Annotated in this window: 14 protein-coding genes and 1 pseudogene; 3 read left to right on the forward strand and 12 right to left on the reverse strand. The window is 61.5% G+C overall.

What is annotated here, in order from left to right:
• Positions 1 to 28: 28 nt before the first annotated feature.
• The 12 genes and pseudogenes from NXC14_RS30775 to NXC14_RS30830 all read right to left on the reverse strand — a co-directional run bounded on the left by NXC14_RS30775 (position 29) and on the right by NXC14_RS30830 (position 12,833).
• Positions 29 to 1,375, reverse strand: coding sequence for an FAD-binding oxidoreductase (locus NXC14_RS30775; protein ID WP_085781776.1), 1,347 nt, complete (start codon positions 1,373 to 1,375; stop codon positions 29 to 31).
• Positions 1,372 to 2,889, reverse strand: a complete 1,518-nt coding sequence (locus NXC14_RS30780) for an aldehyde dehydrogenase (RefSeq protein ID WP_085781777.1) — start codon at positions 2,887 to 2,889, stop codon at positions 1,372 to 1,374. Before NXC14_RS30780 ends, NXC14_RS30775 begins: the two co-directional genes overlap by 4 nt.
• Entirely contained in the window at positions 2,882 to 3,793 is a 912-nt protein-coding gene (locus tag NXC14_RS30785) for a dihydrodipicolinate synthase family protein (RefSeq protein ID WP_085781778.1), read from the reverse strand. Before NXC14_RS30785 ends, NXC14_RS30780 begins: the two co-directional genes overlap by 8 nt.
• The gene (locus tag NXC14_RS30790; protein ID WP_085781779.1) at positions 3,790 to 4,506 is read right to left on the reverse strand and encodes a GntR family transcriptional regulator; all 717 of its coding nucleotides are present in this window, start codon (positions 4,504 to 4,506) and stop codon (positions 3,790 to 3,792) included. Before NXC14_RS30790 ends, NXC14_RS30785 begins: the two co-directional genes overlap by 4 nt.
• Before the next feature lie 410 nt (positions 4,507 to 4,916).
• Complete coding sequence (gfa, locus tag NXC14_RS30795) at positions 4,917 to 5,489, reverse strand: S-(hydroxymethyl)glutathione synthase (RefSeq protein WP_085781780.1); 573 nt, start codon at positions 5,487 to 5,489, stop codon at positions 4,917 to 4,919.
• Positions 5,490 to 5,544: 55 nt separating this feature from the next.
• On the reverse strand, positions 5,545 to 6,381 hold the full coding sequence (gene fghA, locus NXC14_RS30800) for an S-formylglutathione hydrolase (protein WP_085781781.1): 837 nt from the start codon (positions 6,379 to 6,381) through the stop codon (positions 5,545 to 5,547).
• A gap of 2 nt (positions 6,382 to 6,383) precedes the next feature.
• Positions 6,384 to 7,509, reverse strand: a pseudogene (locus tag NXC14_RS30805) (S-(hydroxymethyl)glutathione dehydrogenase/class III alcohol dehydrogenase).
• 92 nt (positions 7,510 to 7,601) lie between these two features.
• Positions 7,602 to 8,294 carry a dimethylsulfonioproprionate lyase family protein gene (locus NXC14_RS30810; RefSeq protein ID WP_085781782.1) on the reverse strand — a complete coding sequence of 231 codons (693 nt, stop codon included), beginning with the start codon at positions 8,292 to 8,294 and terminating at the stop codon, positions 7,602 to 7,604.
• Between the two features lie 15 nt (positions 8,295 to 8,309).
• Positions 8,310 to 9,239, reverse strand: a complete 930-nt coding sequence (locus tag NXC14_RS30815; protein ID WP_085781783.1) for an electron transfer flavoprotein subunit alpha/FixB family protein — start codon at positions 9,237 to 9,239, stop codon at positions 8,310 to 8,312.
• Positions 9,240 to 9,264: 25 nt separating this feature from the next.
• Positions 9,265 to 10,014, reverse strand: a complete 750-nt coding sequence (locus NXC14_RS30820; protein ID WP_085779629.1) for an electron transfer flavoprotein subunit beta/FixA family protein — start codon at positions 10,012 to 10,014, stop codon at positions 9,265 to 9,267.
• A gap of 134 nt (positions 10,015 to 10,148) precedes the next feature.
• Positions 10,149 to 10,754, reverse strand: coding sequence for a dimethylsulfoniopropionate lyase (locus NXC14_RS30825; RefSeq protein ID WP_085781784.1), 606 nt, complete (start codon positions 10,752 to 10,754; stop codon positions 10,149 to 10,151).
• Between the two features lie 42 nt (positions 10,755 to 10,796).
• Complete coding sequence (locus NXC14_RS30830) at positions 10,797 to 12,833, reverse strand: NADH:flavin oxidoreductase (RefSeq protein ID WP_085781785.1); 2,037 nt, start codon at positions 12,831 to 12,833, stop codon at positions 10,797 to 10,799.
• 146 nt (positions 12,834 to 12,979) lie between these two features.
• Here NXC14_RS30830 and NXC14_RS30835 point away from each other — a divergent pair, with 146 nt between their 5' ends.
• From NXC14_RS30835 to NXC14_RS30845, 3 genes are all read left to right on the forward strand, one after another.
• Positions 12,980 to 13,609 (forward strand): TetR/AcrR family transcriptional regulator, encoded by a 630-nt coding sequence (locus tag NXC14_RS30835; RefSeq protein WP_085781786.1) that lies wholly within the window; start codon positions 12,980 to 12,982, stop codon positions 13,607 to 13,609.
• Positions 13,610 to 13,619: 10 nt separating this feature from the next.
• Positions 13,620 to 14,414, forward strand: coding sequence for a pyrroline-5-carboxylate reductase dimerization domain-containing protein (locus NXC14_RS30840; RefSeq protein ID WP_085781787.1), 795 nt, complete (start codon positions 13,620 to 13,622; stop codon positions 14,412 to 14,414).
• 68 nt (positions 14,415 to 14,482) lie between these two features.
• Positions 14,483 to 15,484 carry an ABC transporter substrate-binding protein gene (locus NXC14_RS30845; RefSeq protein ID WP_085781788.1) on the forward strand — a complete coding sequence of 334 codons (1,002 nt, stop codon included), beginning with the start codon at positions 14,483 to 14,485 and terminating at the stop codon, positions 15,482 to 15,484.
• The last annotated feature ends 90 nt before the right edge of the window (positions 15,485 to 15,574 follow it).

Here is a 15,574-nt window from a genome sequence, read left to right on the forward strand (position 1 = left end):
GCAGCTTCGTATTGCGTGACCCGAGGGATCATCCCTCGCGGCCTGCACGCAATTCCTGTAGGCGGATGACCGAGTTGACGCCGAGCCAGGCGATGGGCTCGGGAGGCAATCTCGTCGGTTCCGGCTGGTTTTTGTACGTGTCGAGCTCCGAACTCGCGGCGCCTGTCGCGAGGTCAGCCGCCATCATGCCGGCAAGTGTGCTCTTGACGGTGCCGAGACCATTCTCGCAACAGGCGGAAAACAGCCCCTCTTCGACCTCGCCGAAAGCCGGCACATGGTTCCGGCTGAGGCAGAGCGCGCCCGCCCAGCTATATTCCATCGGCAGGCTTTTCAGCTCGGGGAACCGAGCGTCGAACGAGCGCCGCTGCTCGGCGGCAATGCCGGCCACACGCTTTTCCGATACTTTGAGGCTGGGATCGTAGGTGAACCTCGTCCTGACGACGATCCTCGACAGGCCGTCCTTGGAGATCTTGCGCACAGTGGCGCCCATCGGGTCGGCCGGCAGCAGCGCCCAGCGATCGACGCCGGTGACATCGCCGCCAAATTCGTTCTGGGAAAAGGCCGATGTCATCGACGCATACGTGAAGATATGCATCAGCCGACCGCGGAAATGGCCGAAGCTTTCGATGTGGCCGTTCACGCCCAGTATGACCTTCGGCGATGAGACCGAGCCGCGCGGCGTCTTCGCCTTCCAGCTGCCCCCCTCCCGGGAAAGTTCCAGCACCGGCGAATTCTCGTGGATGACGACCTTCGAGGAAAGCCCGTGCGCCAAGCCGCGAATGTAACCGGCCGGCTGAATCATCACCGCGCCGGGCGTGTAGAGCCCTCCGAGGTAATAGCGCGAGCCGGTCATTTCCCGCATGTGATCGGCGTCGAAAACGCTATGCTCCTCACCGATCTTCTCGAGCGACTTCCGATAGTTGTCGTTAAGCGCGAGCCCGCGCGCGGAGGCGGCCGCATTCACCTTGCCCGCGGGGTCGAAGACCTCCTTGGACAGGCCGTATTCGGCCGCCACTTCGGATGCGAAGGAAATCGCCAGACGGTTCTGGCGGATCTCGTCCTTGGTTGCCGCCTCGCCCGCCACCGAATACTCGCCGGAGGAGAGGTTGTGCGGCACGTCGATCATGAAGCCGGAGTTTCTCCCAGCCGGCCCCTTGGCAAGCTCGCCGGCATCCAGGACGACGATCTTGTCGCCAGGCCGCGCCTGCGAGAGACGGCGGGCCGCCGAGAGTCCGGCAAAGCCGGCGCCCACGATCAGCCAGTCCGCCAGTATGTCACGCTCAAGCGCCATTACGGGGAAGGCGCGTCCGCTGATCGCTTCCCATCCCGAAACGCCGGTATCGATCGGCAGGCGCTTGATGACGTGGCGGATCATCGGACCGTCTCGTCGACCGATCGTTCGGATACGTCGATCCAGATGGTCTTCAGCTCGCAGTAATTGTCGTGGGCGAAGACCGACTTGTCGCGGCCGCCGAAGCCGGACTCCTTGTAACCGCCAAACGGGGTGGTGGCGTCCCCTTCTCCGAAGCAGTTGACCGTGACGACACCGGCGCGGATCTCGCGCGAGAGCTTGATCGCATTCCGCAGGCTGCCGGTATAGACGGAGGCCGTCAGGCCGTAATTCGTATCATTGGCAAGGGCGATCGCCTCAGCGAGCGACTTGAAAGTGGTCACGGAGAGCACCGGCCCGAAGATTTCCTCCTGGAAGAGGCGGCTTGCAGGTGTCACACCCTCGACCACCGTCGGCTCGATGAAGATGCCGTTATAGGTTTCGCCGCCATGGGCAACGGAGAGCTTCTCCGTCTTGGCGTCGTCGAGGAAGGACTTCACCTTCTCGAAATGTGTCTTGCTGACGAGCGCGCCGATGCGGTTTTCGGGATCGAGCGGATCGCCCGTCTTCCATTCGCGCATATAGGCGCCGATGCGCTTCATCAATTCGTCCTTGATTCCGGACTGGACGATGAGACGCGAAGTGGCCGAGCAGTTCTCGCCCATGTTCCAGAAGGCGCCGTTGACAACCTGCTCGGCAACGAGGTCCAGGTCTTCGGCATCGTCGAGAACGACCGCGGGATTCTTGCCGCCGCATTCGAGCACGACTTTCTTGAGGTTCGAGTCCGCGGCATAACGCAGGAAGCGGCGGCCGGTGGGCGTCGAGCCGGTGAAGGCCACCATATCGACATCCTTGTGCAGGCCGATCGGTTCGCCGACGTCCTTGCCGTCGCCGGTCACAACGTTGAAGACACCCGCAGGAATACCCGCTTCATGGGCAAGCTCGGCGACACGCAGCGTCGTGAGCGTCGTTTCCTGTGCCGGTTTGACGATGACCGAGCAGCCGGCCGCAAGCGCCGGGCCGATCTTCCAGGCGAGCATCAGCAGCGGGAAATTCCACGGCAACACGCAGCCGACAACGCCGATCGGCTCACGCACAATCATCGTCAACGCGTTGGCGCCGACAGGGGCGGTGTTGTCATAGAGCTTGTCGATCAGTTCGGCATGCCAACGCAGCGTATGAATTGTATCGGGTACGTCGACCGTCTGGCATTCGCGGATCGGCTTGCCGCTGTCGAGACTCTCCATGACGGCGAGCTCGTGCCGGTTGCGCTCCAGGAGCTTGGCGAGCTTCAGCAGCACGTCCTTGCGCTCGCCCGGAGAGCGAAGCCGCCAGCGTCCGTCGTCAAATGCCTGCTTCGCCTTTTCGACGGCGAAATCGACGTCGCTTGAATCACAGGCGGCGATTTCGGCAAGGACCTCGCCCGTCGCAGGGTTTGTGGAGGTGAAGGTCTTGCCGGAATTGGCCGGACGGAATGTGCCGTCAATGAAAGCACTCGTCGGAAGTTGAAGATCGGCGGCGATCGCCTTGTATTCGGCTGCGGTCAATGGCTCATGCATGATTGGCTCCCGACGTGATCTGGCCGACCGTGCGCTTCAACGTGGAAACGACGGTCTGAAGGGTTCTTTTCTCTTCGGAGTTCAGTCCGCGCAGCGGCGACCGCACGGGGCCGGCTTTCAGGCCGATGATCTCGCAGCCGTGTTTGATCGACTGGACGAACTTGCCGCATTCGAGGAAATCCATCAGGGGCAGCATCGCGCTCATGATCGCCCGGCCCTTGTCGAAGTTCTTCTCGACGACGCAGGCCTCATAGAGGGCGACATGCTCGCGCGGCAGGAAATTGGAGCCGGCGCAGACCCAGCTTTTCGCGCCCCATGCGAAGAATTCGAGCGCCTGGTCGTCCCAGCCGCACGAGAGCGAGATGTGCGGGAATTTCCGGGCCAGCAGGTGAAGATTGCTCATGTCGCCGGAGCTTTCCTTGATGGCGACGACGTTCTTCGACTTGCCGACGCGGGAAAAATACTCATCGCCCATCACCACACCCATGCGGGCAGGGTAGTTGTAGAGCATGATCGGCAGGTTGGCGGCGCGATCGACGGTCAGCGCATGGACTGCGTTCTCGCGTTCGGTCGGCAATGCGTATGGCGGCGACGACACGAGGATCGCGTCCGCACCAATTTCCTTCGCAGCCTTGGCATATTCGACCGAATCTTCGGTCCGCGTGGCGCCTGTGCCGATGATGAGCGGCAGCCGCGTCCCGATGACTTCCTTCGCATAGGCCGCGAGCTCGTAACGTTCCTGGCTGCTCTGGGCGTAGTATTCGCCCGTCGAACCGCCGACAATAATGCCGTGGACGCCGGCCTCAATCAGCGACTCGAGCACGGCAGCGAATGCCGGCCGGTCGATCTGTCCATCCTGATCGAGCGGCGTCACGGCCGGTGTATAGATCCCCTCAAATTTCACGATGACTTCTCCAATAATTGCGTGGCCGGACCGCCGAGATGGGCATCCGCCTTAAGGCCTGGCGGGGCGATGAACATCTCCATGTTCTCGCGAGACAGTTCCCAGTGTTCGAAGACGAGGTCGACCACGGCGCTCTCGTCGTGAGCACCGAGAGCCTCGATGAAGCCGTCATGATGGTCGACGGCAATTTGCAGCCGCCGCCGCATGTCATCGTTTCTCGGGCGGAAGAAGGTGTGGCCGATGCGTGCGTGGTCGATGAGCAGCCGGCCGAGGCTCGGCTGCAGATAGTCATTGCCCGACATCTCACCGAAAATTTCATGAAAGCGATTGTTCTCCAGAACCATCGCCAGCGGGTCCCTAGTCTCGCTGGCGGCCCGGAACCGTTCCTGGGTCTGCCTCAGATCGACAAGCTGCGCGGGCTTGAAGTTCTGCACGGCGAGACGGCCGATCGCCGCATAGATCATCGGCGCGACAAGGAAGAAATTGCGCAGCGTGGAGTGGTTCATCGGAATGACCCGCGCACCCCTGTTCTCGCGGATGTCGATATAGCCCTCGCCGGCAAGGCGACGGAATATGTCCCGCACCGGGGTGCGCGACAGCCCGTACTTCTCGCTCAGACTGACCTCGTCGAGATCAGCGTCCGGATCCAGCTCCATCGTCAGAATCTGGCGTTTCAGGTCTTCGTAGAGATTGCTCTTGGGTGTCTTCGCCATCGTCGATCTCCGGTCGCTTGTTGCTCTACGCCGGGGAAGATGACACGCCGCCCGAACAGAGTCAATAATTGTGTACTCTATGTACACATTAATAATTCCTCGATTACACAATTTGCAAAGAGCGTGTTCTGAGCGCGGGCGATGATCGGTGTCCCACGGCAAAGGAGACTGTTGCCGCCGATAGCGGGAGGCTTGATGCCGCTGCTTATTTTCGGAAGTGACGGGCATGGCAAAAGCTCCGCGGCGGCAGCCTTCGCGGAGTTCTTCTCATGGGTTGTCGTGGCAGGTGGGCTGGACTGGCTCAAGCCGAGGTCGATTACAGGACCTCAAGACGCCGGTCATCGCCGGAGGTTACGACATGCGGATGGCGGCTGCATTCGGGGAGCGCCTGTTCGGCGCCCCCCGAAGAATTAGGCGGCCAGGACGCCGCTCTTTTTGGCGGTCCAGGTGGCGATATAGTCCATCAGGCCAGGCGAAAGGCAATCATAAGGCTCGAGCCCCGACGCCTTCAGCTGCGCCCTGACCGCGTCCATCTTCGAAGGATCGAAGCCGCTTTCGATGATCGACGACACGAAGGCTGCGAAAGTCGGCTTTGCCCAGCCGCCCTCCTGGAAGCGCTCCGGGTGGACGAAGGACAACCCCTGGAAGGGATGTTCGCGCTCGACCGGTCCGTACATATGCACCCCGCACTCCCTGCAGGCGTGCCGCTGAATCAGGGCGGTGGAATCGACAACTGCGAGCTTGTCGCCGTTTTCCAGCACCTCGACGCTTTCGGTCGGCGCCACCGCCACGACCGAGAAGACGGCGCCTTTCGGCTTCCAGCACTTGGTGCAGCCGCAGACGTGGTTGTGGGCGATGTCACCCTTGACCCTCACCTTGACGGGATTGCTCGCGCAATTGCACACAAGCGTTCCGCCTGCGAAAGCAGCGTCAGTCGCTCGAAAGCCTGAATCCACTGCCGGATGTATGGCTGTGCTGGTCATTGCTTCTCTCCTTCCCTCCCTGGCCGTTTGCGTTATGCCCGGCCGAGCTATGCAATTATTTTCCCAGCCTCTGCGCGTGCCAGCGCAGATGGTCCTCCATGAATGTCGAAATGAAGAAGTAGGAATGGCCGTAGCCTTCCTGCATGCGAAGCTTGAGGTTGATATCAGCCGCCTCGCAGGCTTGTCTCAGCTCGTCGGGGCGCAATCCATCCTCCAGGAAGCTATCCGCCGTTCCCTGGTCGACGAACAGTTCGGGGAAACGATGACCGTCCTCGATCAGCGAGCAGGCGTCATAGGCCCGCCAGGTCGCCTCGTCGGCCCCGAGATATTTCCGGAAGGCCGGCTTCGACCAGCCGGAAACCGAGGGATGGCTGATCGGCGCGAAGGCCGAACAGCTGCGGAAGCGATCCGGGTTCTTGAGCGCGATCGTGATCGCGCCATGTCCACCCATCGAGTGACCGAATATCCCCTGGCGATCCATGTCGACCGGAAACTCCGCAGCAAGGAGCCGCGGCAGCTCGTCGACGATATAGCTGTACATGCGGTAATTGGCCGAATAGGGCGGCTCGGTGGCGTCGACATAAAAGCCCGCACCCTTGCCGAACTGCCAGTTGTCGGCCTCATCGGGAACGTGGTCCCCGCGGGGGCTGGTATCCGGGCAGACGATGACCAGATCGAGTTCGGCGGCAAGCCGCCGATACTCGCCCTTGTCCATGACGTTGGCATGCGTGCATGTCAGGCCGGACAGATACCATAGAACCGGCAGCTTGCCGGCGGCAGCCTGCGGCGGCACGAACACCGCGAAGGTCATGTCGCAATCGCAGGTCTCGGAGCGTTCCACGTAGACGCCCTGAGTGCCGCCGTAAGACTTATCAGTCGCGATCGTTTTCATTCTCAATAGACCACCACGCCGCGGATGCTTTCACCCTTGTGCATCAGGTCGAAGCCCTTGTTGATGTCTTCGAGCGGCATGGTGTGGGTGATCATCGGATCGATCTGGATCTTGCCCTGCATGTACCAGTCGACGATCTTCGGCACGTCGGTGCGGCCGCGCGCCGCCGAAGGCAGTGCCCATCCAGTTGCGACCGGTCACCAGCTGGAACGGACGTGTCGAGATTTCCTGGCCGGCGCCGGCCACGCCGATGATGACCGATTTGCCCCAGCCGCGATGGCTGGCCTCCAGCGCCTGGCGCATGACCTTGGTGTTGCCGGTGCAGTCGAAGGTGTAGTCGGCGCCGCCGATCAGGTCGCCGCCCCGCTTGGTCATGTTGACCAGATAGGGCACGATGTCGTCGCCGACCTCCTTCGGATTGACGAAATGCGTCATGCCGAACTTCTCGCCCCAGGCCTTGCGATCCGGGTTGATATCGACGCCGATGATCATGTCGGCGCCGGCAAGGCGCAGGCCCTGAATGACGTTCAGGCCGATGCCGCCAAGCCCGAAGACGATCGCCGTCGATCCGACCTCGACCTTGGCGGTGTTGATGACGGCGCCGATACCGGTGGTGACGCCGCAGCCGATGTAGCAGACCTTGTCGAAGGGCGCGTCGGGGTTGATCTTGGCGAGCGCGATCTCCGGCAGCACCGTGTAATTGGCAAAGGTCGAGCAGCCCATATAGTGATGGATCTTGTCCTTGCCGATCGAGAAGCGCGAGGTGCCGTCCGGCATCACGCCCTGGCCCTGGGTTGATCGAATCGAGGTGCAGAGATTGGTCTTGCGCGACGTGCAGGAATAACACTCGCGGCATTCGGGCGTATAAAGCGGAATGACATGGTCGCCCTTCTTGACCGAACTCACGCCCGGGCCGACATCGACGACGATGCCGGCGCCCTCATGGCCGAGGATCGCCGGAAACAGACCCTCCGGATCGGCGCCCGACAGGGTGAAATCGTCGGTGTGGCAGATGCCCGTCGCCTTGACCTCCACCAGAACTTCGCCGGCCTTCGGCCCCTCCAGCTGCACGGTCATCACTTCAAGCGCTTTTCCAGCCTGAACGGCTACGGCGGCGCGAACGTCCATTTGATAATCCTTTCTATTAAATCAATTTCGATAGCGAGATATGCAGAGCTACGACCTAGACATCGAAACGATCTGCTTCCGCCTCATCTTCGTTATCCCGGCTCGACCTGACACCAGACCGCGAGAAGCGGCTGGGCCGTACATCTTATCGCAAAAGATTGCCCCGCATCATTCGCGAAAACTGTTCCGGTCGCGGCGGAAAACCATTGGGAATCGTCGAGGCAGATTTCGCCCGGCGAAAGCAGAATGAAGGCACGCGGCTGCGTCTGAACATGATCGGGAAAGCGCGTGTAGCGATCCATATAGATCACGCCCACCCGGAGATCGGCCCGCTCCTCCAGGCCGCCCGGACCGATCAGGACGGCGTGGGAGTGGGTGTTGCCGAAGTTCAGGCTGGCAAAGGGGCCGGTCCGGCCACGTCTCCACAGCAGTTTGTCGGCGAGACTTTTGAACTGGCCGGCGATCGCCTCATATTTTCGTCCGGATTTTGCCAGATGGCCGATGGCGTCATCCAGCCCTCCCGGCACGCCGGGAAGAGGGTCGCCCTCCGGCCGCACCTTGCCTGTCTTGAGCAGCCTCTGCAGCACCTTGCCGGCAACGAAACTGGCAACGGCGGGAGCCTCAGCCGACAGCATCAGTCCGCCGATATCGTTGAGGAATTCCTGCAGCGGCCGAGGACGCCTTTCCCTGCCGATGTCGTGCAGCCTGATATAGGCCGGCTTTTCCTCATCGTTCAGGAGAAGGTCGGCACCAGGTCTGATTGGACGTCCCACCGCTCGCGCCACGTTTGGTCTCCTCGCTCAGAGCGCCTTTTGCAATTCCGGCAGGGCGTCGAACAGATCGGCGACGAGGCCGTAGTCGGCAACCTGGAAGATCGGCGCCTCCTCGTCCTTGTTGATGGCGACGATCACCTTCGAATCCTTCATGCCGGCCAGATGCTGGATGGCGCCGGAGATGCCGCAGGCGATATAGAGATCGGGCGCCACCACCTTGCCGGTCTGGCCGACCTGCCAGTCGTTCGGGGCATAACCGGCATCGACGGCGGCGCGGCTGGCGCCGACGGCAGCACCGAGCTTGTCGGCCACCGGCAGGATGACCTCCTTGAACTTCTCGGCCGAACCGAGTGCGCGGCCGCCCGAGATGATGACCTTGGCCGAGGTCAGTTCCGGACGTTCCGACGCCGACAGGGCATCGGAGACGAAACGCGACAGGCCCGGATCGGAGACGGCCGGGATCGCCTCGACCGTTGCCGAACCGCCTTCCGCTGCCGAGGCGAAGGAAGCAGTGCGCACGGTGATCACCTTCTTGGCGTCGCTTGATTGCACCGTCTGGATGGCGTTGCCGGCATAGATCGGCCGCTTGAAGGTGTCGGCGGAGACGACTTCGATGATCTCCGAGACCTGGGCGACGTCGAGAAGGGCTGCCACCCGCGGCAGCACCGTCTTGCCGACCGAGGTGGCGGCCGAGACGATCGTGTCATAGGGGCCGGCGAGCGAAACGATCAGCTCGGCCAGCGGTTCGGCGAGATTGTTGGCAAGCACGTCGCTTTCGGCGAGCAGCACCTTGGAGACGCCGGAGAGTTTTGCCGCCTGATCGGCCGCAGCCCTGGCAGCCTTGCCGGCAACCAGCACATGCACGTCGGGGCCGATCTGGCTTGCGGCGGTCAGCGCCTTGGCGGTCTGGTCGGAAAGGTGATTGCCGTCATGGTCGGCCAGAAGAAGAATGGTCATGATAGTTGCTCCTGTTCCAGCCCGATTACAGCACGCCGGCTTCGTTCTTCAGCTTGTCGACGAGTTCGGCGACCGACTTGACCTTGACGCCGGCCTTGCGGCCGGACGGCTCCTCGGTCTTCAGCACCTTCAGCCGCGGCGTCGTGTCGACGCCGAAATCGGCAGGGCTCTTCTTGTCGAGCGGCTTCTTCTTCGCCTTCATGATGTTCGGCAGCGAGGCGTAACGCGGCTCGTTCAGTCTGAGGTCGGTGGTGATGACCGCCGGCAGCTTGATCTCGATCGTCTGCAGGCCGCCGTCGACCTCGCGGGTCACCTGAGCCTTACCGTCACCGATCTCGATCTTCGAGGCGAAGGTCGCCTGGGCCGAGCCCAGCAATGCCGCCAGCATCTGGCCGGTCTGGTTCGAATCGTCGTCAATCGCCTGCTTGCCTGATATGATCAGCCCCGGCTGTTCGGCATCGGCCACACCCTTGAGGATTTTGGCGACGGCCAGGGGCTCGACGGCGTCGTCGGTCTCGACCAGGATCGCCCGGTCGGCGCCCATGGCGAGCGCCGTGCGCAGCGTTTCCTCGGCCTTGGCCGGGCCGATCGACACCACCACCACTTCTTCCGCCTTGCCGGCTTCCTTCAATCTCAGCGCCTCTTCCACCGAAATCTCGTCGAACGGGTTCATCGACATCTTCACATTGGCAAGCTCGACACCCGTGCCATCCGGCTTCACCCGGATCTTCACGTTGTAGTCGACAACCCGCTTGACGGGCACGAGAATCTTCATGGCAAACCCCTATATCCAAAGCGCGTCGCGATCTTTCAGATTCGCTTGCTCTGCGCTTTAACTCTTTGTTTTCACGTAAGCCGTTGTCACAACCGCCGCACAGCTTTGCGCGACATGCTTTAGACAGCCGGCCGTCAATGCGACCGCTCGGCAAGCAACGCCCAGAAGGCGAAGAGCGGCGTCTCCACCGACCTCATGGCGTGTTTGATCCCGGGAATATTATAGAACGATCCGCCGATACCAGGCGAAAACCAGTTCCCCTCCCCCTGCTGGAACTCTCCCTTTGACAGCACGAGATAGACCTCCTCCGGCGCATGGTCGTGATCGGGATAGCGCACGTGAGGCGCCATCAATGTCACACCGAACCACAGGTCACTTCGCTCCTCCAATCCACCCGGCCCGACGATCATGGCATTGGCATGCCCATCAACGAAATTGTCGCTGGCCGTGGTGTGGTCATACTTTGTGCGGCGATGCCATTCAAGCATTGGCTCAATGCCTTTGAACCCCTCGATCAATCGCGCCAGCGAAGCATAGGACGTATCGACTGCGAGCGCCATATCGAGATGAGCGCAGACCGGTAACCGGCTTCCCTCTCCCGCGCGGGCAGTCCCCGGGCGCTCCAGCGCCGCGAAGAACTGCCCGATCGAGCGGCGGGCTTCTGGAGCCTCGGCAAACTGGTCGAAAGCGACCGAAGCGGCTTCCAGAAAATGCTGGAGGCTTTCGTTGCGCAAACTCATATCATCCCCTCCGGATCGGCCGGCAGGCGGCCGCTCTGACAATCATATATCCTTCGCGATGCGCAGACCGTCATAGACAGCGGCATGCGTGTTACGGGCAGCGACAGCGTCGCCGATCCGGAACAGCTGGAACTTGCCCTCCGGATTGCGGATGACCGATTGCGGTTGCCCCTGGAGAAGCTGATCGTGCGAGACCTCGCCCAGATTTTTCGACTTGGGCTTCAGCTCGAAATAGAGTTCGTCGAGCGGGATGGTCCCGTGATTTACGACGATCTGGTCGTAGCTGTGCTGCCGGGCAATTCCGCCGTAATCGCTGCCGATATGGGCGACGAGCTGATTACCGCTCTTCTCGACGGCCTCCAGCCGATAGGTAACGGTGAAGGTCACGTCGTACTTTTGGAGCGAACGCATATAGGGCACCAGGTTCATGGCCATGACCTCCGGCGCGAAGGACCGGTCCGGCGTCATGATCTCGACCTTGGCACCTGATTTGGCGAGGAACTCCGCCGCCTGCAGCGCTGCATGGTCGCCAGCATCGTCGAAAACAAGCACGTTGGAACCGGGTTTCACATCGCCGGAGATGATGTCCCAAGACGAGACCACCAGTTCGTTGCCGCTGGTGAGCACCTCTGTATGGGGCAGGCCGCCAGTGGCGATGATGACGACATCAGGATTTTCGGCCTCGATCGTGTCGGCTTCCGCCCAGGTGTTGAAGTGGAAGGTGACGCCGTATTTTTCACACTGGCTCATGCGCCAGTCGATAATGCTGATCATTTCCCGGCGGCGTTCGCTTTGGGCGGTGAGGCGGATCTGACCGCCTGGATTGTTCGCTGCTTCGAAAACCGTCACTTGGTGGCCGCGCTCTCCCGCGACGCGCGCCGCCTCGAGCCCGGCCGGGCCGGCGCCGACGATGACGACCTTCTTTCTGACCTCGGCCTTTGCCGCGATATGCGGCATCGTCAGTTCGCGGCCCGTGGCGGCATTGTGGATGCAGTAGGCCGCCCCGCCCTGATAGATGCGATCGAGACAATAATTGGCGCCGACGCAGGGGCGGATATCCTCTTCCCGCTTCTCGATGATCTTGCGGACGATATGCGGGTCGGTCATGTGGGCGCGGGTCATGCCGACCATGTCGACTTTGCCGGCTGCAATCGCATGACGCGCCGTGGCGGCGTCGGGAATCTTCGCCGCATGGAAGGTCGGGAAGTTGGTCGCGGCGCGGATTTCACCGGCAAAATCCAGGTGCGGCGAGTTCGCCATGCCCTGGATCGGGATGACGTCGGTCAAACCCGGGTCGGTGTCGATGTGGCCACGAATGACGTTCAGATAGTCGATAAGCCCGCTGTCGCGCAGCCGCTTGGAAATCTCTATGCCTTCGGCCTGCCCGTTGCCGCCGGGCAGACATTCGTCCGCCGTATAGCGCACGCCGAGGATGAATTCGTTCCCGACCCTCTCGCGGATCGCCCTGAACACGTCGAAACAGAAGCGCATGCGGTTCTCGAGCGCACCCCCATAGGGGCCGTCAAGTTCGTTCGTGAGCGGAGACGCGAACTGGTCGATCAGGTGGCCGTAGGCCTCCAGCTCGATTCCATCCATACCGCCGGCCTTCATCCGTTCGGCCGCATCGGCGAAATCCTTGATGATGCGCTCAATGTCCCAATCTTCCAACTTCTTCGGAAAGGCGCGATGCGAAGCCTCGCGATGATGCGACGGGGCGACGACCGGCAGCCAGTCTCCCTTGTCCCAGCGCGTGCGCCGTCCGAGATGGGTGAGCTGGATCATGATCGCCGCCCCCTCTTCGTGCACGGCGTCAGTCATTTCCCTGATCCAGGGGACGATCTCGTCCTTATAGGCGAGCAAGTTGTTGAAGACGGGCGGACTGTCCCTTGAAACCGCGGCGGAGCCTGCCGTCATCGTCAAGGCCACCCCGCCCTTTGCCCGCTCTACCGTATAGGCCCGATACCTTTCCTTCGGCATGCCGTCCTCGGGATAGGCCGGCTCGTGCGAGGTTACGATGATGCGGTTGCGCAGTGTCAGATGCTTGAGCTGATAGGGTTGAAGTAGGGGATCGTTCGACATGGACCGTGGTTCCGGATTAAAACATCGAAGCAAACGCTAAGGGCAATGTACATATGTGTCAACATTGGAAACACGAAGGTCATTATTTTCGACACTAATGTACATTTTTCTTGTGCCAAGCCGCGGAAGTTGATAGGAGATAATGCATGGACCAGGCTTTGAACGACACCGGCTGGCGCGGATCGCAGGAAGGATGGCTGGAGGCAGCTTACCAGTCATTGCTGGAATCCGGCGTGGATTCGGTGAAAATTCTGCCGCTCGCAAAGAAACTCAATCTCTCGCGAACGAGCTTCTACTGGTTCTTCAAGGATCGGGAGGAACTCTTGAGCGCGCTCGTGGCGCGGTGGCGCGAGAAAAACACCGGCAATATCGTCAAGCAGTCCGAAGCCTATGCTGAGTCGCTCGCAGAAGCGATGCTCAACGTTTTCGATTGCTGGCTGAACACCGACCTCTTCGACGCCAAATTCGAGTTTGCCGTGCGCAGTTGGGCCTTGCAGTCGGACGAACTTCTGGCCGAGGTCCAGCAGGCGGATCAGATCCGGCTGGAGGCGCTCAAACGCATGTTTATACGGTTCGGGTTACCAGAAACGACATCGGATGTCAGAGCGCGGACAACTTACCTCGTTCAGATCGGGTACATTTCCATGCAGTCGAAGGAGGAACTCGCCGTCCGCATGAAACGGATTCCCGAATATATTGCGATCTACACGGGCGAAGTGCCGCTGCAGAGGGAGCTCGACCGCTTCTTCGCGCGGCACGGCTATAGGCCCGGCTGAGGAAACCGAGATGAGCGTTTCCTTGAGGATTGGTATTGTTGGCGGTGGCGGCTGGCTGGGTGGAGCCATCGCCAGCACGATCGTCGATTCCGGCCTGGTCGATCCTCGAAATCTCTGCCTCTCCTATCGCAGCCGGCAGCCCGACCGTTTCCCAGATTCCTTCTGGACCACCGACAGTCAGGAACTTGCCGACCGCTCGGATGTGATCCTTCTCTCCATCCGCCCGGACGACTGGCATCCGCTCGCCCTCGATGCTTCCGACAAGCTGGTGATTTCGGTCATGGCCGGCATTCGCCTGGGCGCCCTTGCGGAGCGCCACAAGACAGGCCGCGTAGTCCGCGCCCTGCCGAATGCCGCTGCCGAAGTGGGGAAATCCTATACCCCCTGGATCGGCGCGAACGACATCACGAGAGATGATCGGAACGTCGTCCGCGCAATCTTCGAAACCTGCGGATCTGAGGACGAGGTCGCAAGGGAAAGCGACATCGATTATCTCACGGGCCTTTCCGGCTCCGGGCCGGCATTCCCGGCACTGCTCGCCGCCGCCATGATGCGCGACGCCGTCATCCGCGGCCTGCCTGCCGAGGTTGCGCGCCGCGCCGTCAATGCGGTGATATCAGGCGCCGGCCGGCTGCTGGAGCGCCGCAACGAATGTCCCGACGACATCGTCCAAACCTTTCTCGATTATCACGGCACCACCGCGGCAGCCATCGAAGGCATGCGCGCCGCCGGGTTCGACGCTGCGGTGGGGGAAGGCCTATCGGCAGCATTCAAGAAATCGGTGGGTATGGGAGCTGTTTCCTGACGACCGTTGAGGGCGGGTACTGCGGCACCCCGCCTGGCCAGATCAGCCGCTAAATAGAGGGAACGAGAATGAAGAAACTACTTGCATCGACATGCTTGACGTTCGGCCTGATCGGCGGCGCGTCCTTCGCCGGCGCCGCCGAATGCGGCAGCGTCACCATCGCCAGCATGAACTGGCAGAGCGCCGAAGTTCTCTCCAACCTGGACAAGTTCATCCTGAACGAAGGTTACGGCTGCAGCGCCGACATCACCGTTGGCGACACCGTCCCGACGATCACCTCCATGGCCGAAAAGGGCCAGCCGGATATCGCGCCCGAAGCATGGATCGACCTGCTGCCCGACGTCGTCAAGAAGGGCACGGAAGAAGGCCGCATCGTTCAGGTCGGCTCGCCGCTGCCGGATGGCGGCGTACAGGGCTGGTGGATTCCGAAATATCTCGCCGACGCCCATCCCGACATCAAAACGATCGGCGATGCGCTGAAGCATCCGGAACTCTTCCCAGATCCCGAAGACCCGAAGAAGGGCGCCATCGTCAACGGCCCGCAGGGCTGGGGCGGCACGGTCGTCACCTCGCAGCTCTACAAGGCGTTTGATGCCGAAAAGGCGGGCTTCACCCTTGTCGACACCGGCTCTGCCGCCGGTCTCGACGGTTCGATCGCCAAGGCTTACGAGCGCAAGGAAGGCTGGGTCGGCTATTACTGGGCGCCGACCGCGCTGCTCGGCAAGTATCAGATGGTCAAGCTCGAAGCCGGTGTGCCGGAGAATGCTGCCGAGTGGAAGCGCTGCATCACGGTTGCCGACTGCCCCGATCCGAAGCCGGCGGCATGGCCGGTCGATCACGTCGTGACTCTCGTTGCCAAGCCTTTCTCTGAAAAGGTCGGCCCCGAGGTCATGGACTACCTGAAGAAGCGTTCATGGAGCAACGATACGGTCAACAAGCTGATGGCCTGGATGACCGACAACCAGGCAACCGGCGAAGACGGCGCCAAACACTTCCTGGAAGAAAACAAGGACATCTGGACCAAGTGGGTCTCGCCCGAGGCAGCCAAGAAGATCGAAGCTGCTCTCTAAGCAAAAAAATTGCGGTGCGCGAAAGCGCACCGCTTCTCACGCGCCGACAAAATCAAAAAGACTGCCGCGGCACTTTGACGAAAGGGGAAC

Source organism: Rhizobium sp. NXC14 (assembly GCF_002117485.1).
In the GTDB taxonomy this organism is placed as follows: Bacteria; Pseudomonadota; Alphaproteobacteria; order Rhizobiales; family Rhizobiaceae; genus Rhizobium.

Coding starts and splice junctions, on each gene's coding strand:
- NXC14_RS30775 (WP_085781776.1), bottom strand. CDS start 1,375: ATGATCCGCCACGTCATCAAGCGCCTGCCGATCGATACCGGCGTTTCG.
- NXC14_RS30780 (WP_085781777.1), bottom strand. CDS start 2,889: ATGCATGAGCCATTGACCGCAGCCGAATACAAGGCGATCGCCGCCGAT.
- NXC14_RS30790 (WP_085781779.1), bottom strand. CDS start 4,506: ATGGCGAAGACACCCAAGAGCAATCTCTACGAAGACCTGAAACGCCAG.
- gfa (WP_085781780.1), bottom strand. CDS start 5,489: ATGACCAGCACAGCCATACATCCGGCAGTGGATTCAGGCTTTCGAGCG.
- fghA (WP_085781781.1), bottom strand. CDS start 6,381: ATGAAAACGATCGCGACTGATAAGTCTTACGGCGGCACTCAGGGCGTC.
- NXC14_RS30815 (WP_085781783.1), bottom strand. CDS start 9,239: ATGACCATTCTTCTTCTGGCCGACCATGACGGCAATCACCTTTCCGAC.
- NXC14_RS30820 (WP_085779629.1), bottom strand. CDS start 10,014: ATGAAGATTCTCGTGCCCGTCAAGCGGGTTGTCGACTACAACGTGAAG.
- NXC14_RS30825 (WP_085781784.1), bottom strand. CDS start 10,754: ATGAGTTTGCGCAACGAAAGCCTCCAGCATTTTCTGGAAGCCGCTTCG.
- NXC14_RS30830 (WP_085781785.1), bottom strand. CDS start 12,833: ATGTCGAACGATCCCCTACTTCAACCCTATCAGCTCAAGCATCTGACA.
- NXC14_RS30835 (WP_085781786.1), top strand. CDS start 12,980: ATGGACCAGGCTTTGAACGACACCGGCTGGCGCGGATCGCAGGAAGGA.
- NXC14_RS30840 (WP_085781787.1), top strand. CDS start 13,620: ATGAGCGTTTCCTTGAGGATTGGTATTGTTGGCGGTGGCGGCTGGCTG.
- NXC14_RS30845 (WP_085781788.1), top strand. CDS start 14,483: ATGAAGAAACTACTTGCATCGACATGCTTGACGTTCGGCCTGATCGGC.